Below are 19,442 nucleotides of genomic sequence, written 5' to 3'. Positions count from 1 at the left end.
CCGACAATTTTTATCAAGTTCCAACTTCTGAGATAATCGGCGTTCTTGCTTGCTCAAAGGGTCGGAATTTTTCGTCGGACATGGGGATATGGCCAAAAAGAACCCGAATTTTGAAGAATCTCTGGCCGAACTGGAACAACTGGTCGAACGTATGGAACAAGGCAATCTTCCTCTGGAGGAGTCGCTTAAACTGTTCGAACGCGGGATTCAATTGACCCGTTTCTGCCAAAAAGCCTTGAAAGAAGCAGAACAAAAGGTCCAGATTTTGCTGGAAGAAAATGGAGAACCCACGTTAAAGCCTTTTACCGATGAATCTTGAAACCGACTTGAATCGTTTTATGCAGATCTGCCAAGCGCGGGCAGAGGCGGCCCTCGATCTCAGATTGCCGGCAGCTGACCGCATGCCCGAACGCCTACATCAAGCCATGCGCTACTCAGTGTTGGGAGGCGGAAAAAGGCTGCGTCCATTGTTGACCTATGCCGCCGGGCAAGCCGTCGGCGTTCCATGGGAATGTCTCGACGGCCCCGCCTGCGCGGTGGAATTCATACACGTTTATTCGTTGATACACGACGATTTGCCGGCAATGGACAACGACGACCTACGCCGCGGCAAGCCTACCTGCCATATTGCGTTCGACGAAGCAACAGCTATTCTCGCCGGCGACGCACTGCAAGCCCTGGCCTTTCATGTCCTCGCCCATGACTCGTCAATTGCCGTGCCCGCCAGCAGTCGGCTCGCGATGGTCGAGACCTTAGCAAAGGCGAGCGGGTCCCTGGGCATGGTCGGGGGTCAGGCGATAGACCTCGAATCAGTTGGGAAAACGCTGGATCTTCCTAGTCTGGAAAACATGCATATCCGAAAGACGGGTGCCCTCATTCGCGCCAGCGTCAACCTGGCGACCTTGGCCCATCCGTCGCTCGACAGCAGCATCGCCGACAAGCTGGACCATTACGCCAAATGCATAGGTCTCGCGTTCCAAATCCAGGATGATGTACTCGACGAGGAAAGCGATACCCAGACCTTAGGTAAGACCCAAGGCAAGGATCGGGACAATAACAAGCCGAATTATCCGGCGCTCTTAGGGCTGGCGGGTGCCAAACAAAAGGCGCGAGAACTTCACGAAGAGGCTGTTGACACGCTTTCCGGCCTCGGTGCCGAAGCAGACATTCTCCGAGCGCTGTCGCGGTTCATCATCGAACGGCGTGCCTGAACCCTAACGGCAAGAGTGATAGCGCTACCTTGAAACGGTATCCGAAGAACAAACTATCCTTGAAAGCGAATACTCCCAGTTTCATAATGGGCCGGTTGACGCCTAATTCAGGATCATCTTTCACCCGCGAATAAGCCTGGTTTGGAGCCTCACAACATCAATGATTAAAGCGAACCAATACCCTCTCCTACAAACCGTCGGCAGCCCCGCGGACTTACGCGCCTTATCCGAAGATCAACTGCCTCAGCTCGCCAGCGAGTTGCGTGCGTTCTTGTTGGACAGCGTAAGTCAGTCGGGCGGCCATTTGGCAGCCGGATTGGGTGCGGTTGAACTCACGATCGCCCTGCACTATGTCTTCGATACACCTGAAGACAAGCTGGTTTGGGATGTGGGCCATCAGGCTTATCCTCACAAAATCCTGACAGGGCGCCGCGATAGATTGCCGTCCATTCGCAAGAAAAACGGACTTTCTGCGTTTCCGAATCGGGAGGAGAGCCCTTATGACTGCTTCGGCGTCGGCCACTCGAGCACATCGATCAGTGCCGCGCTCGGAATGGCCATCGTCGCATCGCTTGAAGGGCGCAACACTCACGCTGTCGCTATCATCGGTGACGGCGGCCTAACCGGCGGTATGGCGTTCGAAGCGCTAAACCATGCAGGCGCCCTCGATGCCAATTTACTTGTCGTACTCAACGACAACGAGATGTCGATTTCGCCCAATGTTGGAGCGCTTAACAATTATCTGGCGCGAATCCTCTCCAGCAAGTTCTACTCAACCGTGCGACAGGGCAGCAAGCATATCCTGATGCGAAGCATGCCCAGCGTGTGGGAACTCGCCCGTCGTGCCGAAGAGCATGTCAAAGGCATGGTCGCTCCAGGGACCTTGTTCGAGGAATTGGGTTTCAACTATATCGGACCGGTCGACGGCCACAATCTGGATACTCTGATTACGACCCTGCGGAATCTCCGGGATTTGCCGGGCCCCCGATTCCTGCACGTGGTCACCAAGAAAGGCAAGGGCTATTTGCCTGCGGAGAAAGATCCGGTCGCTTATCACGGCGTTTCGTCTTTCGATCTCAGCAAGGATCATTTGCCGAAATCGAAACCGGGGAGCCCGACCTTCACCGAGGTCTTCGGACAATGGCTATGCGACATGGCGGAAAAGGACCATCGCCTGCTCGGTATCACGCCCGCAATGCGCGAAGGCTCCGGACTCGTGGAATTTTCTGAGCGCTTTCCGGACCGCTACTTTGATGTCGGCATCGCCGAGCAACACGCGGTAACCTTGGCCGCAGGGCAGGCTTGCGAAGGCTACAAGCCGGTGGTCGCGATCTATTCGACTTTCCTGCAGCGCGCCTACGACCAGCTCATCCATGACGTGGCGCTTCAGAATTTGCCGGTACTCTTCGCGATCGATCGTGCCGGGTTAGTTGGACCCGACGGACCGACGCATGCCGGCAGTTTCGACCTAAGCTTCATGCGCTGCATTCCGAACATGGTGATCATGGCACCGGCAGACGAAAACGAGTGCCGGCAGATGCTTTTCACCGGTTTTCAGCATAACGGCCCCGCCAGCGTCCGCTACCCCCGAGGTAAAGGCCCGGGCGTTCCGGTTGTTGCCGAGATGACTGCACTTCCTATTGGCAAAGGCGAAATCCGACGCCGGGGAAAAAGAATTGCGATACTCGCTTTCGGCACTTTGCTCGCCCCTTCGGTCGAAGCAGGCGAAAAAATCGACGCTACCGTGGTCAATATGCGCTTCGTAAAACCGCTGGACGAAGCACTGATTTTCGAACTAGCAAAAACCCATGAAATGTTCGTGACGGTCGAAGACAACGTCATCGCCGGTGGAGCCGGCAGTGGCGTCAACGAGCTTCTCCAAGCACGCCAGTGCTATGTTCCCGTACTCAACCTTGGTTTGCCGGACCGTTTTCTCGGTCAGGGCACTCGGGAAGAATTGCTGGCCCTTTGCGGCCTGGATGCCGATGGCATCGCTAGCGCCATCGAGCGCTATGCGGAGAGCCTCAATGCGCTAAAACCAGCCGCCCCCCGTGTTACGGTCGCTACGCGGGGGCTTTGATATGGAGAGGCTTAGAGCGGCCATTCGGGATATTCCGGATTTTCCAAAGCCTGGAATTCTCTTCAAAGACATTACGCCTCTCGTCAAAGACCCGGCCGCGTTGAGATTGGCCGTGCACCACCTGCTCCATCCCTACATTGGCCGAGATATCACGGCCGTTGCCGGCATGGAAGCGCGCGGGTTCATTTTTGGATCTCTGGTTGCCTGGGAATTGGGTGTAGGATTCGTCCCGCTTCGAAAACCCGGCAAACTCCCTTATGACGTGCAAACCATCAGCTATGACCTTGAATACGGCTCGGCCGCTCTTGAGGTCCATATCGACGCCTTGAATTCCGGAGACAGAGTCCTCTTGATTGATGATCTATTAGCAACCGGCGGCACAGCCAAAGCTAGTTGCGAACTGGTTGAAGCTTTGGGGGCGGAAATCGTCGGCTGTGCTTTTGTCGTGGAACTCGACGAACTACAGGGACGCAAAAAATTGGAACGATACCCTGTCCATTCGCTCTTACATTATTGATCGCTAATCGCATAGCAACCTTGGCATTCCTCGAGTGAGTGGATACCTTGGTATATCGGGCTGTTTCTTCGACCGCAAAAACCGTGACTTTACGGTTAGGAGCAGACCCGGTACGCGTATCCACACGAGCGGCCTGCCCTAAAAACCACGACTCAAATGAACGGCTCAGGATACAACAACAGTAAGGATGCGCGAACGATTGGAAAAGCCGCGGTTACCCATATCCTTCATATCACCGATTTTCACTTCCTCGCCGAACCAGGGCAAACACTGCTTGGTGTAGATACCGAGCAAAGCTTTGCTGCAGTACTTGAACACGCCGGGCATGCCCCCTGGAAACCGGACTTGGCGCTATTGACGGGCGATCTGGTTCAAGACCCTTGTCATTCAAGTTATGAACGACTCAAACAACGGTTATCTGCCTTAGGCATCCCTTGTTACTGTCTTCCGGGCAATCATGACGATCCTCGGCTCATGTCCGAGCTCCTACCGAGTGAAAACGTTCACGTTCAACATCGAATCATGCTCGATCCATGGCAAATCGTCTGCCTGGACAGCACGATCAGCGGTAAGGCGAGTGGGCGGCTGTCGGATGAGCAGCTCGGTCTTCTCGAACAGTCACTAAGAAACCATCCCGACCGTTATACCCTTATCGCGCTTCATCATCATGTCATTCCCAGTGGGAGTCGATGGATGGACACCATGGTCCTGGAAAACGCCAGCGAGTTTTTGGCGATAACACAGAAATACCCACACGCGCGGGCCGTGGTATTTGGGCATGTTCATCAAGAGATCGACAAGGTGTTTGGGCGGCTACGTTTGCTCGCCACCCCTTCAACTTGCTTTCAGTTCAAACCTTTCAGTCCGAACTTTGCCCTCGACATAGCTGCTCCGGGCTATCGCTGGATTGAGCTTTACGCCGATGGAACGATAGGTACTCGAGTGGAACGGCTCACTGACGTGCCGGCAGGTCTGGAATTCACGTCAAACGGATATTGACGGCCTTGCTCTACCTTGAATTGTACCGCTAGAACCGAAAGGAAAGTTCCAGCGCGAACAAATCCCAGTCGGGGTCGAGTTTCTGTGGATCCGGATTCTCCGTGTCCGCAAGCCAACCGGTGCCGTGTACGCGGTGATACTCCGCCCTAACCATCCAGCTTGGGGTAATGTCCCAACGCAAACCGACCGTCCAATCCTTGGCAAAGCGGTTGAAGCCAGGCCTGCCGGTTCGCTGTTCGAACCTTTCGCCGTAACGATCGTTTACATTTTGATAAAGCACATCATAACGAACCATCACCTCAACTTCGTCGGTGATGCGATATGCGCCTTGAATATAGTAACTTTCTCCCGTAAACGCCGTATTTGGAAGAAACGGGCCAAAATGTCTTAGGCGGGTGTTCCGCAACGCATATTCCCCGGTTAATGAAAACTTCTCGCCATTATACTGTATTGAAAAAATGTAAGGCTGAAACCAAAAATCACCCTCGGAAAAAACATCAGCGTTCCCAGGTTTATAGCTCGCGTGAATCGAAGCAGCTGAAAATGCTAGACGAATAAGCCCTCCACTAAAGTCATAGCCAATCTGACCGAGATATGTGAGTTCCGTATCAAACTCCCCTGGCTGATTTCTACCTCCAAAGAGAATTACCTCAAGTGCTTTATCTACAGTTGGAAATCCCATATTAGCCCGCAAAAAAAACTGACCTATTGAGCTTTCATACTCGGTATAAAACTGACCACCGTCCATTGATAAAGCAAAGTTACGAGTGCGATCAAAGTAAATACTTTGCGGTAAGAAAATAGAGGGACGAGTAAAAGCTACGTCTCGGGTCTCATTGTATAATCCGAGCGGGTTTTTCACACGCCCCAAACGTAGCCCCGCGCGAGTATTAGCCTTCTCCAAAGCAGTAAAATCAAGCACACCGTAGTCTAACCGGACTTCTTCATCTTCCAACTCGCCAGCACGGCGGTATAGCACTTGTGCTGCCAAACCCAAGCGGCTCAGTGGGCGCAATGAAACATTGACTCCAGCTTCTGTAAAATCAAAGCTTCCGTCTTCACTGTCTCCGTAAAAATTATTTTCGGAAGTCAAAACAAAATTTTGGCTAATAAAACCATGGTATTGGAAAGTATCTTTCCAATCGGCGAACGATTCGTGGCAACTATAAAAAACGAGCAAAACAACCGAAAACCGGATTCTCTTGCAGCAGAATAAACTTATCATCGGGCGCCTTCACGAATAGTGATCGAGCGTACACTATCGTCAATTTCAGATTCCGGCAGATAACCAATCGCTCCGGGTGTTTTCGAAATCAGTGCACGCATTTCCTTGATTGTCGACACTAGCTCCGGCGCTTGCCCGGTACCGGAAAACACTTTGCGATCCCAGGTTTGCCTGAGCTGGTGTGCAAACATCCCCAAGTGCTTTTTGCAGAACTCTTTGTGGATTGGGCTGCTGTCGGGGAGAACGAAAACGACTACCGGGCTGCCGTCCGACCATGAGCGCTGCGACATCGTGAACAGTGCCCTGGCTTCCTGCCGGCTGAGTTCCGAAACCGGAGCGTCCGGATGTACCACAACGGACTGTGAAGCCGCCGGTTCGGAGGTAATGAACAAAAAAGTGACAATAAGGAGCCGCGCCAGAAATGGATAACGGCGCGTAGATAGGAAAAATAGGAAATTCACGCGTGACGCTAGGTTTTTCGCCCAGCGGCCGACGAATCAGGAGGGCAGGTTGAAACCGTTTTAGGCGTCAGATAATTTCCCAATTCTGTTAATGCCTGGCGATAGACTTGCCGTTTGAAATACACTACGTCGCTCACCGGATACCAATAATCAACCCAACACCACGCGTCAAACTCCGGTCGTTCGCTGCAATCCAAACGAATCCTCGACTCCTCGCTTGACAAACGCAGGATATACCAGAGCTGTTTTTGCCCTATGCAGAGCGGAAACGAATGTTTTCGGATATATCGCTCCGGAAGCTCGTAACGCAACCAATCTCGGGTTCGTCCGATCAGCTGAACGTCCTGCCGTCTCAGTCCAACTTCTTCGTACAACTCCCGGTACATCGCAGCTTCCGGAGCTTCATTTAATTTTATACCGCCTTGAGGAAACTGCCAGGAACGCATGCCGACCCGTCTTGCCCAAAACACGCGGCCATCCTGATTGCACAAAACGATACCCACGTTTAGGCGATAACCATCCGCGTCGATCATGGTTCGATTAAAATCCTACTATTACCTCGATGATATAATGCTAGCCCGTTGGATCGGGCTTACAATCCGCGCGTCGTCGTTGAGTCGCCGCGACTCTGCGGCCGTGAGCTGATCCTTGTTTGGCTTCAAAACATCCGAATCGAATTTAAAGGAAACGCGTGAGTCTGGCAATATTTGACCTTGATAACACTCTAATAGGCGGCGACAGCGACTACTTATGGGGGCAGTTCTTGATCGAGAAGGGAATCGTGGATCGAGAGCGTTACGAGGAGGCTAACGCCCGGTTTTACGAAGACTACAAGAACGGCACGCTGGATATCGTTCAGTTTCTGGAGTTCGCTTTGAGACCCCTGGCCGCTAATCCGGTCGATGCGCTTTGGCGGTGGCGTACCCAGTTTATTGAAGAGAAGATCAGACCTTTATTACTGCCCGCAGCCGTGGCACTTATCGAAAAACACCGTCGCGCCGGCGACACCCCGATCATTATCACCGCCACCAATCGCTTCGTGACGGAACCGATCGCCCGACTTTACGGCATCGAACACCTCCTTGCGACCACACCGGAATTTGAAAACGGCAGGTACACTGGGCGATTCGTGGGCACCCCGTGTTTTCGGGAAGGTAAGGTACACCGCTTGCACGAATGGCTAGCGGAGCACGATCATGATTTGGCGGACAGTTGGTTTTACAGCGATTCCCACAACGATCTGCCCTTGCTCTCGCTCGTAGGTTTTCCGGTCGCAGTGGACCCCGATGAAACACTCAAAGCCTACGCAGAACAGAAGAAGTGGCCGGTGATCACTCTTCGCAACGGAAAATGTCCGGAAGAGCATGCCAGGCGATTAGCAAAGTCCCGTCATACCTTGCGGATCAAGTAACAGAAAACCCCGCTTTCGTCCTTCTTATGTTCCAGCATTTGATGTCCGGCCTGTTCCAGAAAGACACCGAAGTCGATCACGGAAGCCGGATCGGTTGCTAGCACTCTAACCACCTGTCCGGCATCCATCGTTTGCAACGCCTTTTTTAAGCGTAGCAACGGCAAAGGACACATCAGCCCCGAGGTGTCTATTTCAAGATCAGCTTGCATGGTTTACCAAAGCCTATTGGAATTCCTACGAGACCGCGCCCATTTTAGCAAAACCGAAAGATATGGATTATTTGCCCATATTCCTCAATCTGAAGAATGAACCCTGTCTGATCGTCGGCGGCGGACCGGTAGCTGCTCGCAAGGCCGAGACCCTGCTTCAGGCCGGCGGGCTGGTCAGCGTGCAGGCTCCGCAAATTCATGATTCGGTCCTGAAGCTTCGAGACTCGGGACGCATAACCCTCATCGACAAGGCGTTTCACCCTGAGGACGTGTGCCGGTTCAAGCTGGTCGTTGCCGCAACCGACGATGCTGATTTGAATGCCAAGATCGCCGAGGCCGCAAAGACGCACAACATACCCGTGAACGTGGTCGACCAACCTGCCCTTTGCACGTTCATCTTTCCCGCCGTGATCGACCGTTCCCCGGTCGTTGCGGCCGTATCCTCGGGGGGCGCCGCCCCTGTACTGGCTCGCATTCTGCGCATGCGTCTCGAATCCTGGATACCGCCGGCTTACGGGCGCCTGGCCAAGCTCGCCGCAGACTTCCGTGTACGCGTCAAACAAGCAATCGACGACCCGCGAGTTCGCCGCAGATTTTGGGAAAACGTCCTCTCCGGAACGATCGCCGAACTGGTTTTCGCCGGAAGAGACAAGGAGGCGGCCCAACGCCTGGAACAGGCGCTTGTCGCCGAAGCCTCCGGCGAGCGAAATCGGAATGTCGGCATGGTTTATCTAGTCGGTGCCGGACCGGGCGATCCTGACTTACTGACGATACGGGCGTTGCGTCTCATTCAGGAAGCCGACGTGGTCGTTTACGATCGCCTGGTGTCACCCGAAATCCTGGATCTCGTTCGACGCGATGCGGAAAAAATTTACGCGGGCAAACAGCGCAACCAGCACACGCTCCCGCAAGCCGAAATCAACCGACTTCTCGCCGACCTCGCCAAATCCGGAAAACGCGTCGTGCGCCTAAAAGGCGGCGATCCATTTATTTTCGGTCGAGGTGGAGAGGAAATCGAAACCTTAATGAACGAAGGCATAGCTTTCCAGGTGGTCCCCGGAATCACGGCCGCTTCCGGCTGCGCCGCCTATGCCGGCATTCCGCTGACACACCGCGATCATGCCCAATCCTGTACGTTCCTGACCGGCCATATGAAAGACGGCCGGCTGATCGACGTCGATTGGAAACAACTGTCCCGTCCGGGACAAACCTTGGTCTTTTACATGGGACTTCAAGGTTTGCCGGAAATCTGTTCTCGCCTGATTCAACATGGCTGTCCGGCCGATCTTCCTGCTGCGCTTGTCCAACAAGGAACCACCCAATCTCAGCTGGTCTTGACCGGCACTTTGGCAACCCTGCCGGACCTCGTGAATCAATCTGAGGTAAAAGCTCCAACACTGCTCATCATTGGTACCGTCGTCCGGTTACGCAAGAAACTCGCCTGGTTCGAACCGTTCGACAAAGCTTGACGGACTTCAGCCGTCGTGCCTTTCACGCGTGACGAGCCAATCCGCCCAGTTCAAGATCGGCCTGAGACGAGGCCCGAGTAGCTTGTCGCCTTCCTCGAAGCTAACCCACCGAAACTCGTCGTGTTCCGGACGCCCAAGCACGGGATTGACAGGCAAACACACGTCACCGCTTGGAGACTCGGCCACATAGTACCGGGCGATCTTACCCGCACCATAGGGCGGCGTTTCCTGATAGCCCTTGCCCCAGCGGAAGTCGAGCTCGGTCAGCGAGGTTTCCTCGCATACCTCGCGTAACGCGGCATCCAAAGGGTCTTCACCCTCTTCCACCACACCTTTAGGGAAATCCCAGTAATTAAACGCACGAAGCAAGAGATAACGCGGCCCATCGGGATGGTTGCGCACGATCACCACACCCGCCGACAAAATATAGGTTTTCATGCTGCGCAACCCCCGCTATACCGATGATCATCTTAGTCAGTGCCAATTCGAGTTAGGCGTCGGTCTACACCAACACGTCCCCTGGGCTCAATTGATGCTTAGTAAAAGCCGATCGAGCGCTTGATCCGGCAAAATTCGTTTTAACAATCCGAGCACATGTGTTGGGACGGTGACGCGATAACGCACCTTCGGCCTTTTCGCCTCAAGCGCATGAACGACGACCTTGAGCACCGCTTCAGGACCGAGTGTGAACGGTACGGCTGGCCCTTCATTCACCAATCTCGCCTCCATCACCTGATATTTCTCCCTATGCACGCTTCCCTCACCATCGACGGTGTTCTTGAAGGTGGCTAGGGCATTGTCCCGAAATTGGCTCGAAATCGGTCCCGGCTCCACCAGCGACACAAAAATTCCAGCGCCGGCCAGCTCCAAGCGTAGCGTATCAGACAAACCCTCTAACGCGTACTTGCTCGCGGTATAGGCGCCCTGGTACGGCATCGCGATAAAACCGAGCACGGAACTGTTCTGGATAATGCGCCCATACCCCTGCTTGCGCATGACCGGCAAGACCAGGGTCGTCAGTTCATGGGTTCCGAACAGATTGGTTTCGAACTGCGCGCGCAGCGCTTCGCGGCTTAGGTCCTCCACCGCGCCCGGCTGGCCATAGGCGCCGTTATTGAACAACGCATACAGCTCGCCACCCGTACTTTGTAACACCTGGTCGACAGCTGTTCTTATCGAGCTGGAATCCGCAAGGTCGAGCCGGAACGCCTCGAAGCCCTCGGCACGGAGATTGTTCACGTCGGCCTCTTTCCGAGCGGTCGCGAATACCCGGTAACCCCGTTGTCTAAGCCCCCTAGCAACACATAGACCTATTCCGGAGGAACAGCCCGTAATCAAAATCGTCTTGTTGTTTTTCATTGCCACAAAAACGGTGAAACGGTGAGAGGAAGCTGGAGTTTTCTGATTCAGTTCTGATCTGTCAATAAAGAATCTGCGCTCAGCAGGATGATTTCGATTTCCTCGACGATCTCTTCCTGACGGAGCGCATTGCTCTTGCGCCGAAGATCCCCGATTTTGGCATCCATTCGGCGCAGCGCATTCTCCATGTGTTCCAGGCGTTGACGGTTCTCCGCCATCAGAGAAGCGTAGAACAGGGCCGGAAGCTTCGCGAACAAGTAGTGCTCGGTGAGTTCGGCAAAGAATGACGTCGGATCGAGGTTCAGCCGGGGCGGATAAGCAAATGCCGGCGCTTCGGCTGGCATCATCGGCAGGAGAATATGGGAAGCGACGCCCCCTTCCGAGTCGTGAGAAAGCACGTTCAGCCGCTTCCATCCGGCCGACTCCGCCCGCACACGGTGCAAGACCATCATCAGCTCGCTCAAGACCGGCCGCACTTCCTCGGCAACGTTCGGACCATCTAACCACGCTTCGACGCCTGGGTAATCCTGCAACTTGCTCGCAAGCCGGCGCCCAACCACGACCAACCGCGGCCGAATCGGCCGCAAGGCGGCCACACTCGTGATGATCGCTTCGTTGAAATCGCCGCAGAAACCGCGCTCCGAACCGATCAAGATGTAGACGGGCGACTCCTCTTGCCCTGGCGCAACGCTGCTCCGGAAGCTCGGATAAAACTTCAGAAAATCCGAACTAGCCGCCTCAATGCTCTCTACTAGACGCCGTTGATGCGCCATGAATCGGCTGAACTTGCGAGTCTCGATCAACGCCAGCGTCTTCATCGCGGTCATGATGCCTGCGATCTCGTCCAAACGGCGCAAACGGCGCTCGATGTCGGCTCGCCGACTCATCCCGTTCGATTACCCGTTCCCGTCAAGCGGCGGTCCAGCCATTGACTCCACTCTTCGCGGCTCGCCGACAAATCAATGGGAAAGCGCTGCAGCCCTACTGCAAGCTCATCCAGCTTTTGTCGAACTGAAACGATATCCGGAACGTCGAATCGTCCCGTGTTATACGCCATCATCCAAGCCAATTGGAATTCAGGCGATTGCGGTGCCAGACGCTCTTGCTTCAAGATCTCGCGCAAAACCTGTCCGCGCCGAATTTTTTCCTCCATGGACGCTTCCAGCCTCGAGCCGAACCGCGTGAAAGTCTCGAGCTCCAAAAACTGCAAATAGTCGAGCTTCATGCGCGCGGCTTCGGCTTTGATGCGCGGATGCTGGGCACGCCCGCCGATGCGGGAAACCGATCGGGTGATATCGATCGCGGGGAGAAATCCACTTCCGAACAGGCGACGATCCAGATAAATCTGTCCGTCCGTGATCGAGATGAGATTCGTGGGGATGTAGGCAGCAATTTCGCCTTGTTCGGTCTCGACGATGGGTAAGGCCGTCATGCTGCCTCCGCCATGAGCGGGCGCGAGGCAGGTCGAGCGCTCCAGCAAACGCGAGTGCAGATAGAAAATATCGCCCGGATAGGCCTCCCGGCCGGGTGGGCGGCGCAATAACAAGGACAGTTCGCGATAGGCGCGGGCATGGGTGGAAAGGTCGTCGTAAACAACCAGGGTATCCCGACCCTGCCACATCCAATGCTCTGCCACGGTACAACCAGCGAATGGCGCGAGGTATTTCAAGCCCGGCGAATCGCTGGCTTCCGCCACAACCACCGTCGTATAGGCCATCGCACCGTAACGCCGCAACAAATCGATGATGCTGATGGTATCGGATCGCTTCTGACCGATCAGTACGTAAACGCACAAGACATCCTGGTCGCGCTGATTGAGCACGACATCCAGCGCCAGCGAAGTCTTTCCGATTCCGTTGTCACCGATGATCAACTGCCGTTGTCCGCGGCCCAACGGGATCATGGCGTCGACGATCTTGATGCCGGTGTAAAGCGGACGTTCGACGAAATCTCTAGCGACGATGGGCGGTGAAGGAACATCGAGTTCCCGGCGCAAGCTCAGCTCCGGCGCCGGCTGGCCATCAAGAGGTTTCCCCAAGGGATCGATCACCCTTCCGATCAAACCGTCCCCGACGCGCAGAGACAGACGCTGTCCCGTGAGATAAACCGCTGATCCTGACGCCAGCCGGACCGTTTGTTCCAACAGGATGGCTCCCAATCGCTGACGTCCAAGGTGGAAAATCAAACCCCGGCTGCCATCCTCGAACAGCAAAAGCTCATCCATAGCGGCCGACGGCAACCCCCGGATCCAGGCAATGCCGTCCCCGACGGCGAGTACCCGTCCGTATTCTTCGAGGCGCAAACGGAACTGGTAGCGGTCGATCTCCTCCCTTAACCCCGCGAGTAAAGAGCTGTTACGCGGCGTGGCGAGAAAGGACATCCTGGAAAAATTTCAGTTCGTCACGGAGATTGGCAGACAGAACCCAGGACCCTGCATGTATGCAAACGCCCGCCAACAATGAAGGATCCTCTTTGAATATCGGTTTGACCTCGATGCCGGCAGTCTGTCCAATCGCCGTTGCCAAAGCTTTTCGCCGTTCCGCATCCAGCGGGTACGCGCTAGCCACCTCTAGCCCGTCTTCGGCCACCGCCGAGCGCAGTTTTTCGAAATCTGCCTGCGGTAATTGACTGAGGTCGCTCAAGGCTATCGAGATGAGCCTTGCCTCCAATTCCGGCGAAGCGACGCGCCCCAAAAGCCTAGACACGAACCGACTCCCCAACTCGAGCGCCTGCTGTTCTGTCGCACGTATCCATTCCTGCCGCTCTCGTTCTGCCTGAGCTCGCTCCTTGGCTCGCCGATCCGCCTCCTCTTGCGCCAGCTTTTCCAAAAGACGCTGACGTTCGGCAGCGATCTCCGCCTCTAATTCGCTTCTCGCGAGAGACTTTTCCTTTTCCCAATCCGCCATATTCTTCTCGCAGGCTTCCTTGGCTGCCAACGCTTCGAGGCGTGTCTGTTCCGCTAACCGCAATTGCTCTTCGATCTTCCGTTGACGCGCTTGAATGACATTCAAAACGGGACGATAGAGAAAGCGCCGGAGTATCCACAGCAGGACAACGAAATTAGCGAATTCCAGTACGAAGGTCGTCCAATCGAAGTTCATTGAACGGCTTTATCTCAACAAATATTCCAACAGCGGATTACGGAACAAAATGATCAAGACCACGACCAGCACGTAGATTGCCAAGGACTCGATCATGGCCAGCCCGATGAACAGCGTACGGGTAATCGCCTTCTCCGCCTCCGGCTGCCTTGCCAAAGCTTCGAGTGCTTGGGAAATCGCCCTGCCCATCGCGAACCCCGGAGCCACTACGCCCAGAGCTATGGCCAGTGCCGCCCCCAGCGTGGACAAGACAACAAACCAAGTCATATCGCTCATGCATCACTCCTTACCTTTTAGCTGTTGCGTTTGAAGCGCACCGGCGATGTAAATCAATGCCAGCATTCCGAAAATGTAGGCTTGGACGAGAGCTTCCACGATGTGCAATAAAAGCAAAGGTACTGGCGCCAAAAAACCGGCGACCAGCAATACCAGAAGAACCGCGAGCTCGAGGCTCATGATATTGCCGAACAATCTCATCGCCAGTGCTATCGTTCGGGAAATCTCGCTCAAAAGATGGAACGGCAGCATGAGTGGAGTAGGCGCAAGATAGTGGCGCAAATAGCGCCAGCCGCTGGTCTTTACCCCGTACCAGTGCACCGACAAAAACACCAGGAGCGCCAGCGCCGCCGTGGCGGACAAATCGGCCGTGGGCGATCCGAGTCCCGGAATCAAGCCCGCGAGATTTGCTACCACCAGGTAAATCCAGAGCGTTCCGATGAAAGGCAGCAGCTGTGCACCATGAGTAGGCGCGACCGCCTCGATGGCTTGTTCCATGGACACGATCACGCCCTCTAGCATCGCTTGCACTCTCGAAGGCCTATCGATACTCAATCTGCGAGTGGCCATCCATGAGAACGCTCCCAGCAGAATCATCAGCAGCCATGTGGTGATGACTGTCGGTCCAATGTGGACCGGACCGATATCGAACGACAATAAAGCGATGAGCTCTGCCTGCTCCATGATCAATGCTCGCGCACGAACAGATACACGTTGAAGATGCCGACGATCACGCCGAGGATGATGAGACTGATGGTCCAATGAATGGAATAATCTTCCGACAGCGTATCCAGCCAACGCCCCAGGTACGCCCCGAGAATGATGGGGACGACCAAAAGCAGCGCCAGCACGCCCAGAAATGCCGTCTGGGACAGCAGCGTCGGACGGTCCCGCTCCGCCTGCTCCATACGTCTCGCCTGCCGTTCGATAGAGCGCCGCAGCTTTTCGTGCTCGTCCATCTCACGTTCCCCGCTCGATATCCAATAAACGCTTCAGCATCTCCTCTTCCAACCGGCGCAGGCTTTGTTTCAAGCTCGCAAGCATTTCTTCCTCTTTCAAAAGCTGCTCGGTCAGGGCTTCGCTGATCCGATTGTAATCGGAATCGCGGATGTAGCGTCGAGCACTGATGAAGAGTTGATTATCGAGGAAATAGGCCAAAGCTCCCGGCAAAGCCAAATACTGCCACGGTTCTCCGGTCCTTCGATAGCGGGCGAGGCCGAAAACGAGGGCGGTCATGAAGCGCTCGTGATGTGCCCATAAGCCGAAACTGCCGGAGGCGTCCTCGCCCACGAAGCTCTCTACACCTTCGATGCGTTCGAACTGCTCAGAACTCTGCAGCGTCAGAGCAAAAGTTTCCATCTATGCCTTCGAGGTCTTCCGTAAGCTTTGTAAACACGCACTGAAGAACAAACGGCAAGAAGTAGCAAGAATTCCGGGCGCTGACACTACGAAGATTGCTCGTCGCCAACATTCTGTAGAATCCTTAGACCACGGACCGGTCGATAGGGCGGTACGGCTGCAGACGATCGGAATTACCGCCAGTTTCGAAAACGATACCCGAATATCGGACAATTGCCGCGGAAAGGCCATTTCATTGAGAAGATTACGATGGAGAAGCTTCAGTTTCCGGCTGATTTCGTCTGGGGTGCTGCCACTTCGGCCTATCAGATCGAAGGCTCGCCCTTGGCCGACGGAGCCGGCCCCAGCAATTGGCACCGCTTCTGCCGAGTACCGGGCGCGATCTTAACCGGCGACACCGGAGACATCGCATGCGACCACTATCGGCGCTGGGCCGACGATGTCAAACTCATGAAAGAACTCGGCTTGAAGGCTTACAGGTTCAGCATCGCCTGGAGCCGAATTCTGCCGCACGGGCACGGAAAACAAAACGAGAAAGGTTTGGACTTCTACCGTAGTCTGGTCGATGCGCTGATCGCCAACGGCATCGAGCCTTTCGTGACGCTACATCACTGGGATCTCCCCATGGCGCTGGACGATCTCGGCGGGTGGGCCAACCGCGACACCGCCCATTGGTTCGCCGATTATGCCCACCTGATGTTCAGAGCACTGGGAGACCGGGTGCGTTATTGGACCACACTCAATGAACCGTGGGTGATGGTAGATGCCGGCTACGTGCACGGCGTCCATCCACCCGGTCTCCAATCGCTCGAAAAAGCGCCGCTAGCGGCCCACAATCTGCTGCTGGGTCATGCCCAGGCGGTGCAAGCCTTCCGTGCGGACGGCAAAGGGCAGATCGGTCTGGTCGTCAACCTCGAGCCCAAATATGCCGCCTCGAACGAACCCGAAGACCTGGCCGCCATGGCGAGAGTTCACGCCTATATGAACCGCCAGTTTCTCGACCCGGTTTTTCTCGGAGCGTATCCCGATGAACTCGAGGAAATCTTCGGACGCGATTGGCCCCGTTTTCCGGACAACGAATTGAGGCTGATTCAGGAGCCCATCGATTTTCTCGGCATCAATTATTACACCCGATCGGTGGTCCGGAGCGCCCCGTCCTCGCCGCCGTTCTTCGCCTCCCCTGTACCCCAGCCAGACGCCGAACATACCGAACTCGACTGGGAGGTTTTTCCAGCCGGGCTGAAATCCTGCTTGCTCTGGGTGAAACGGCGGTACGGCGATATCCCGTTGTACATCACGGAAAACGGCGCCGCTTTCTCTGATCCGGAGCCGAAGAACGGACAGCTCGACGATCCGCGCCGGATCGATTATTTCCGGACTCATCTACGCGCGGCTCATGAAGCCCTTCAACAAGGCGCCAATTTGAAAGGCTATTTCGCCTGGTCGCTACTCGACAATTTCGAATGGACGTTTGGTTTTTCTAAACGCTTCGGCTTAATACACGTCGACTACAGCTCTCAAAAACGCACCCCGAAAGCCAGTGCGTCGTTTTACCGACAGGTCATCGCAAGCAATGGAGAGGTGATTTGGGACTGAGCGTTTTGATGGTCGTGGCGCTCTTCATTCGGGACCTTCGCTGGTCACACCACCGCCCCGGCGCAAATGCGGGGAAGATTTACAAAATGGCGAACTGAAAACGCGTTCGCTTCCCGTTCGAGAACATTGTGATCATTCGAAGCATACAAGATAATTTTCACCGGCGCGCAACTCACTGTTCACTTGATTGCTATAATGCGCGACCGTACTAGAACTGAATAACCGTACGCCTATCAAGGGAAAATGGGAATTCAGCCTTATAACTAAAAAGATTTTCGAGGAGGAATTGCACATGCTAAGAGCCGGCGCTTTCGTACTGAGTACGGGCATCATTCTCGCCGTATCGCCTTGCGCGTTTTCCGACGACGATTCCCGCTATCCCGCCCATCACTTCGAACCTTCGGTGATATACCAAGATCACGAATTGATCGCCCAAACGGGTAAGAGCTCTTTCCCGGGCAACTCATCCGATACGCACCACGACCCCAAATATCCGGGTTCTGACTTTACTCCTAGAGTCATCTATCAAAATCCCGAATTCATCAAGAACTAGGCTCGATACCATCCCCGTATCGTGTAACGTGCCTTTGGGTCCGATGAATAGCGTATCGTGCCGCCAGATTTTTCGGAGAAAAATATGTCCGATTTACCCCCACCTACGTCAAAATCAGGCTTTGGCCTGAAAGCGATTTTCGAGCGCATCAATGGAGAAGTTTTTCTGGATCATCCCCTGCTCACCAGCCTCTTTGTGACAGACTTTGCGCTGTTGAGCTTCGGACGGGAGCCGCTGATCCTTCGGTTTTTTCTGCTTGCAGGTCTGGTTTATCTCGCGATGTTCTTCAGCGCCAAATCGTTCGCATCTAACTCACGGCCCGAAAAACAACCCTGACCGAACACCGACGCTCTTCAGTTCGGGCATGAACCCGGGTTCTGCTTTTAGGACGTCCTTCTTTTATATTGATGAGGACAGAACAATGAAAAAATGTACTGAAGTTCAGGCAGTTGAGATATCTTGCATCGAAAACAACACCGACCACTCGGTTAAGGGAGAACGGATGTGAATACCATAAATGCGTCGGAGCCGGGATTGCGCGTCATAGACTGGAAGAAGTTGCTGAACGTCGCGCTGGATCATCCGGTTCAAACCAGTTTTTTTGTCATTACCTTTGCCTTTCTACTCTTTGTAGAGCCACCCGTTCCACTGTCGCTCTTCCTGCTCTCGACACTGGTTTATTTCATTTTTGCATTCGGTGAACAGTCGTCGCGAGTCGAGAACAAAGCCGTAAACGTATCGGCACTGACAGAAGAACCGACCACACCCCGCGCTCCGGCCGTTGCCGAAAAGGTACTTGCAGAAAACGCAGCCGCAGCGCCTGTCACTGCACAAGAAACGACGAGGAGCCCGGCGAGACGGTCGACGCGACGAGCAAGTGAGTCGCAAAGGTCGCAGGCGAATCCGCAAAGAAGCCGGCAGAGGACGTCGAGGAATCCCAAGTGAGATCAAGGTTTTCTCGATAATTCACGATAGTGCGACAGGTCGCTAGGCTAGACGGAAGAACCGGTAAGACCTGATGGGACGCTCTCCCGTCAGGTCAACCTCCTCAAGAACCGAACAGTTGCAGTAGGCGGGTAGCTGGCCGCGCCGAAGTCTCCGGATGATGAGGCCTGCGCGGCGATGGGTACATCAGCACTCGGTCGTACCATAGGCCGAACCGCCGTCCAACTCTCAACCTTCGCCGACGACGGTGATTTTCCTGGGCTGTCCGACAGCCTTCTTCGGTATCGAGATTTCCAGCACACCGTTCTTGCACCTTGCTGTGATGCCTTCCGCATCGGCGGTGTCCGGGAGAGAGAAACGGCGATAAAAAGACCCATATACCCGCTCGACGCGTTTCAGCCCTTCGCGTCTCACTGCCGCCTCGGTCTGCCGCTCGCCTTTCAGCGTCAATATGCCGTTTTCCATCATGATTTCGATATTCTCCGGGTTTACGCCAGGCAGATCGGCCCAAAGAATGTAGCGGCCGGTTTCTTCTTTAATATCCACGGCAGGGGTCCATTCGGCGGTCGCAGCGGTATCGGTACCGGCACGGCTTCCTTCGAACGAACGCTCTAGCTCTCTCTGGAGTTGATTCAAAAGACTCCAGGGCTCATATCGGGTCATTGGGATGG

General features: G+C 54.8%; 24 protein-coding genes. 10 read left to right on the top strand and 14 right to left on the bottom strand.

The features are described from left to right. Positions 1-88 precede the first annotated feature (88 nt). The 5 genes from QEN43_RS19465 to cpdA all read left to right on the top strand — a co-directional run bounded on the left by QEN43_RS19465 (position 89) and on the right by cpdA (position 4,807). Positions 89-319 carry an exodeoxyribonuclease VII small subunit gene (locus tag QEN43_RS19465; RefSeq protein WP_026609908.1) on the top strand — a complete coding sequence of 77 codons (231 nt, stop codon included), beginning with the start codon at positions 89-91 and terminating at the stop codon, positions 317-319. Beyond that, entirely contained in the window at positions 309-1,211 is a 903-nt protein-coding gene (gene ispA / locus QEN43_RS19460) for a (2E,6E)-farnesyl diphosphate synthase (RefSeq protein ID WP_026609907.1), read from the top strand. Before QEN43_RS19465 ends, ispA begins: the two co-directional genes overlap by 11 nt. A 160-nt stretch (positions 1,212-1,371) precedes the next feature. Continuing rightward, on the top strand, positions 1,372-3,291 hold the full coding sequence (dxs, locus tag QEN43_RS19455) for a 1-deoxy-D-xylulose-5-phosphate synthase (protein WP_051331555.1): 1,920 nt from the start codon (positions 1,372-1,374) through the stop codon (positions 3,289-3,291). 1 nt (position 3,292) lies between these two features. Continuing rightward, on the top strand, positions 3,293-3,808 hold the full coding sequence (locus QEN43_RS19450) for an adenine phosphoribosyltransferase (RefSeq protein ID WP_317963528.1): 516 nt from the start codon (positions 3,293-3,295) through the stop codon (positions 3,806-3,808). Between the two features lie 156 nt (positions 3,809-3,964). Then, positions 3,965-4,807: a 3',5'-cyclic-AMP phosphodiesterase gene (gene cpdA, locus QEN43_RS19445; protein WP_026609905.1), complete on the top strand. Its 843-nt coding sequence runs from the start codon at positions 3,965-3,967 to the stop codon at positions 4,805-4,807. Positions 4,808-4,835: 28 nt separating this feature from the next. Here cpdA and QEN43_RS19440 read toward each other — a convergent pair whose 3' ends face one another. The 3 genes from QEN43_RS19440 to QEN43_RS19430 form a co-directional block, all read right to left on the bottom strand. Continuing rightward, entirely contained in the window at positions 4,836-6,032 is a 1,197-nt protein-coding gene (locus QEN43_RS19440; protein WP_036268086.1) for a TonB-dependent receptor, read from the bottom strand. Further along, positions 6,029-6,385: a type 2 periplasmic-binding domain-containing protein gene (locus QEN43_RS19435; RefSeq protein ID WP_317963527.1), complete on the bottom strand. Its 357-nt coding sequence runs from the start codon at positions 6,383-6,385 to the stop codon at positions 6,029-6,031. Before QEN43_RS19435 ends, QEN43_RS19440 begins: the two co-directional genes overlap by 4 nt. Before the next feature lie 116 nt (positions 6,386-6,501). Continuing rightward, positions 6,502-7,026: an RNA pyrophosphohydrolase gene (locus QEN43_RS19430; RefSeq protein ID WP_026609902.1), complete on the bottom strand. Its 525-nt coding sequence runs from the start codon at positions 7,024-7,026 to the stop codon at positions 6,502-6,504. 158 nt (positions 7,027-7,184) lie between these two features. Between QEN43_RS19430 and QEN43_RS19425 the strand changes: the two genes are divergently transcribed. Further along, a complete protein-coding gene (locus QEN43_RS19425) occupies positions 7,185-7,904 on the top strand; it encodes a histidinol-phosphatase (RefSeq protein ID WP_051331554.1) in 720 nt (239 codons plus the stop codon). On the opposite strand, the gene QEN43_RS19420 is transcribed toward QEN43_RS19425, so the two are convergent. Next, positions 7,883-8,113, bottom strand: a complete 231-nt coding sequence (locus QEN43_RS19420) for a sulfurtransferase TusA family protein (protein WP_026609901.1) — start codon at positions 8,111-8,113, stop codon at positions 7,883-7,885. The genes QEN43_RS19425 and QEN43_RS19420 overlap by 22 nt on opposite strands. A gap of 62 nt (positions 8,114-8,175) precedes the next feature. Here QEN43_RS19420 and cysG point away from each other — a divergent pair, with 62 nt between their 5' ends. Further along, the gene (cysG, locus tag QEN43_RS19415; RefSeq protein WP_026609900.1) at positions 8,176-9,582 is read left to right on the top strand and encodes a siroheme synthase CysG; all 1,407 of its coding nucleotides are present in this window, start codon (positions 8,176-8,178) and stop codon (positions 9,580-9,582) included. A 6-nt stretch (positions 9,583-9,588) separates the two neighbouring features. Here cysG and QEN43_RS19410 read toward each other — a convergent pair whose 3' ends face one another. The 9 genes from QEN43_RS19410 to QEN43_RS19370 all read right to left on the bottom strand — a co-directional run bounded on the left by QEN43_RS19410 (position 9,589) and on the right by QEN43_RS19370 (position 15,677). After that, a complete protein-coding gene (locus QEN43_RS19410) occupies positions 9,589-10,020 on the bottom strand; it encodes a bis(5'-nucleosyl)-tetraphosphatase (protein WP_036268628.1) in 432 nt (143 codons plus the stop codon). Positions 10,021-10,107: 87 nt separating this feature from the next. Beyond that, the gene (locus QEN43_RS19405; protein ID WP_026609899.1) at positions 10,108-10,941 is read right to left on the bottom strand and encodes an SDR family oxidoreductase; all 834 of its coding nucleotides are present in this window, start codon (positions 10,939-10,941) and stop codon (positions 10,108-10,110) included. A 47-nt stretch (positions 10,942-10,988) separates the two neighbouring features. Continuing rightward, the gene (locus QEN43_RS19400; protein ID WP_026609898.1) at positions 10,989-11,828 is read right to left on the bottom strand and encodes a F0F1 ATP synthase subunit gamma; all 840 of its coding nucleotides are present in this window, start codon (positions 11,826-11,828) and stop codon (positions 10,989-10,991) included. Beyond that, positions 11,825-13,321 carry a F0F1 ATP synthase subunit alpha gene (locus tag QEN43_RS19395; protein WP_317963526.1) on the bottom strand — a complete coding sequence of 499 codons (1,497 nt, stop codon included), beginning with the start codon at positions 13,319-13,321 and terminating at the stop codon, positions 11,825-11,827. The genes QEN43_RS19400 and QEN43_RS19395 overlap by 4 nt, the downstream gene beginning before the upstream one ends. After that, positions 13,296-14,042: a F0F1 ATP synthase subunit delta gene (locus QEN43_RS19390; protein WP_026609896.1), complete on the bottom strand. Its 747-nt coding sequence runs from the start codon at positions 14,040-14,042 to the stop codon at positions 13,296-13,298. Before QEN43_RS19390 ends, QEN43_RS19395 begins: the two co-directional genes overlap by 26 nt. Before the next feature lie 9 nt (positions 14,043-14,051). Further along, positions 14,052-14,318, bottom strand: coding sequence for a F0F1 ATP synthase subunit C (locus tag QEN43_RS19385; protein ID WP_026609895.1), 267 nt, complete (start codon positions 14,316-14,318; stop codon positions 14,052-14,054). A 3-nt stretch (positions 14,319-14,321) separates the two neighbouring features. Beyond that, positions 14,322-15,002, bottom strand: coding sequence for a F0F1 ATP synthase subunit A (locus QEN43_RS19380; protein WP_026609894.1), 681 nt, complete (start codon positions 15,000-15,002; stop codon positions 14,322-14,324). A 2-nt stretch (positions 15,003-15,004) separates the two neighbouring features. Then, entirely contained in the window at positions 15,005-15,277 is a 273-nt protein-coding gene (locus QEN43_RS19375; RefSeq protein WP_026609893.1) for an AtpZ/AtpI family protein, read from the bottom strand. 1 nt (position 15,278) lies between these two features. After that, a complete protein-coding gene (locus QEN43_RS19370; RefSeq protein WP_026609892.1) occupies positions 15,279-15,677 on the bottom strand; it encodes a F0F1 ATP synthase subunit epsilon in 399 nt (132 codons plus the stop codon). 249 nt (positions 15,678-15,926) lie between these two features. On the opposite strand from QEN43_RS19370, the gene QEN43_RS19365 reads away from it, so the two are divergent. The 3 genes from QEN43_RS19365 (at position 15,927) to QEN43_RS19355 (ending at position 18,162) form a co-directional block, all read left to right on the top strand. Beyond that, positions 15,927-17,273 (top strand): GH1 family beta-glucosidase, encoded by a 1,347-nt coding sequence (locus tag QEN43_RS19365; protein ID WP_026609891.1) that lies wholly within the window; start codon positions 15,927-15,929, stop codon positions 17,271-17,273. A gap of 292 nt (positions 17,274-17,565) precedes the next feature. Further along, positions 17,566-17,826, top strand: coding sequence for a hypothetical protein (locus QEN43_RS19360; RefSeq protein WP_026609890.1), 261 nt, complete (start codon positions 17,566-17,568; stop codon positions 17,824-17,826). A gap of 57 nt (positions 17,827-17,883) precedes the next feature. Beyond that, complete coding sequence (locus QEN43_RS19355) at positions 17,884-18,162, top strand: hypothetical protein (protein ID WP_235726555.1); 279 nt, start codon at positions 17,884-17,886, stop codon at positions 18,160-18,162. 837 nt (positions 18,163-18,999) lie between these two features. Here QEN43_RS19355 and QEN43_RS19350 read toward each other — a convergent pair. Beyond that, the gene (locus QEN43_RS19350; RefSeq protein WP_396661974.1) at positions 19,000-19,434 is read right to left on the bottom strand and encodes an Hsp20/alpha crystallin family protein; all 435 of its coding nucleotides are present in this window, start codon (positions 19,432-19,434) and stop codon (positions 19,000-19,002) included. Between the last annotated feature and the right edge of the window lie 8 nt (positions 19,435-19,442).

It is taken from the genome of Methylocaldum szegediense (genome assembly GCF_949769195.1).
Taxonomy (GTDB): Bacteria; Pseudomonadota; Gammaproteobacteria; order Methylococcales; family Methylococcaceae; genus Methylocaldum; species Methylocaldum szegediense.
This window is presented reverse-complemented; position numbering and strand designations above follow the sequence as displayed.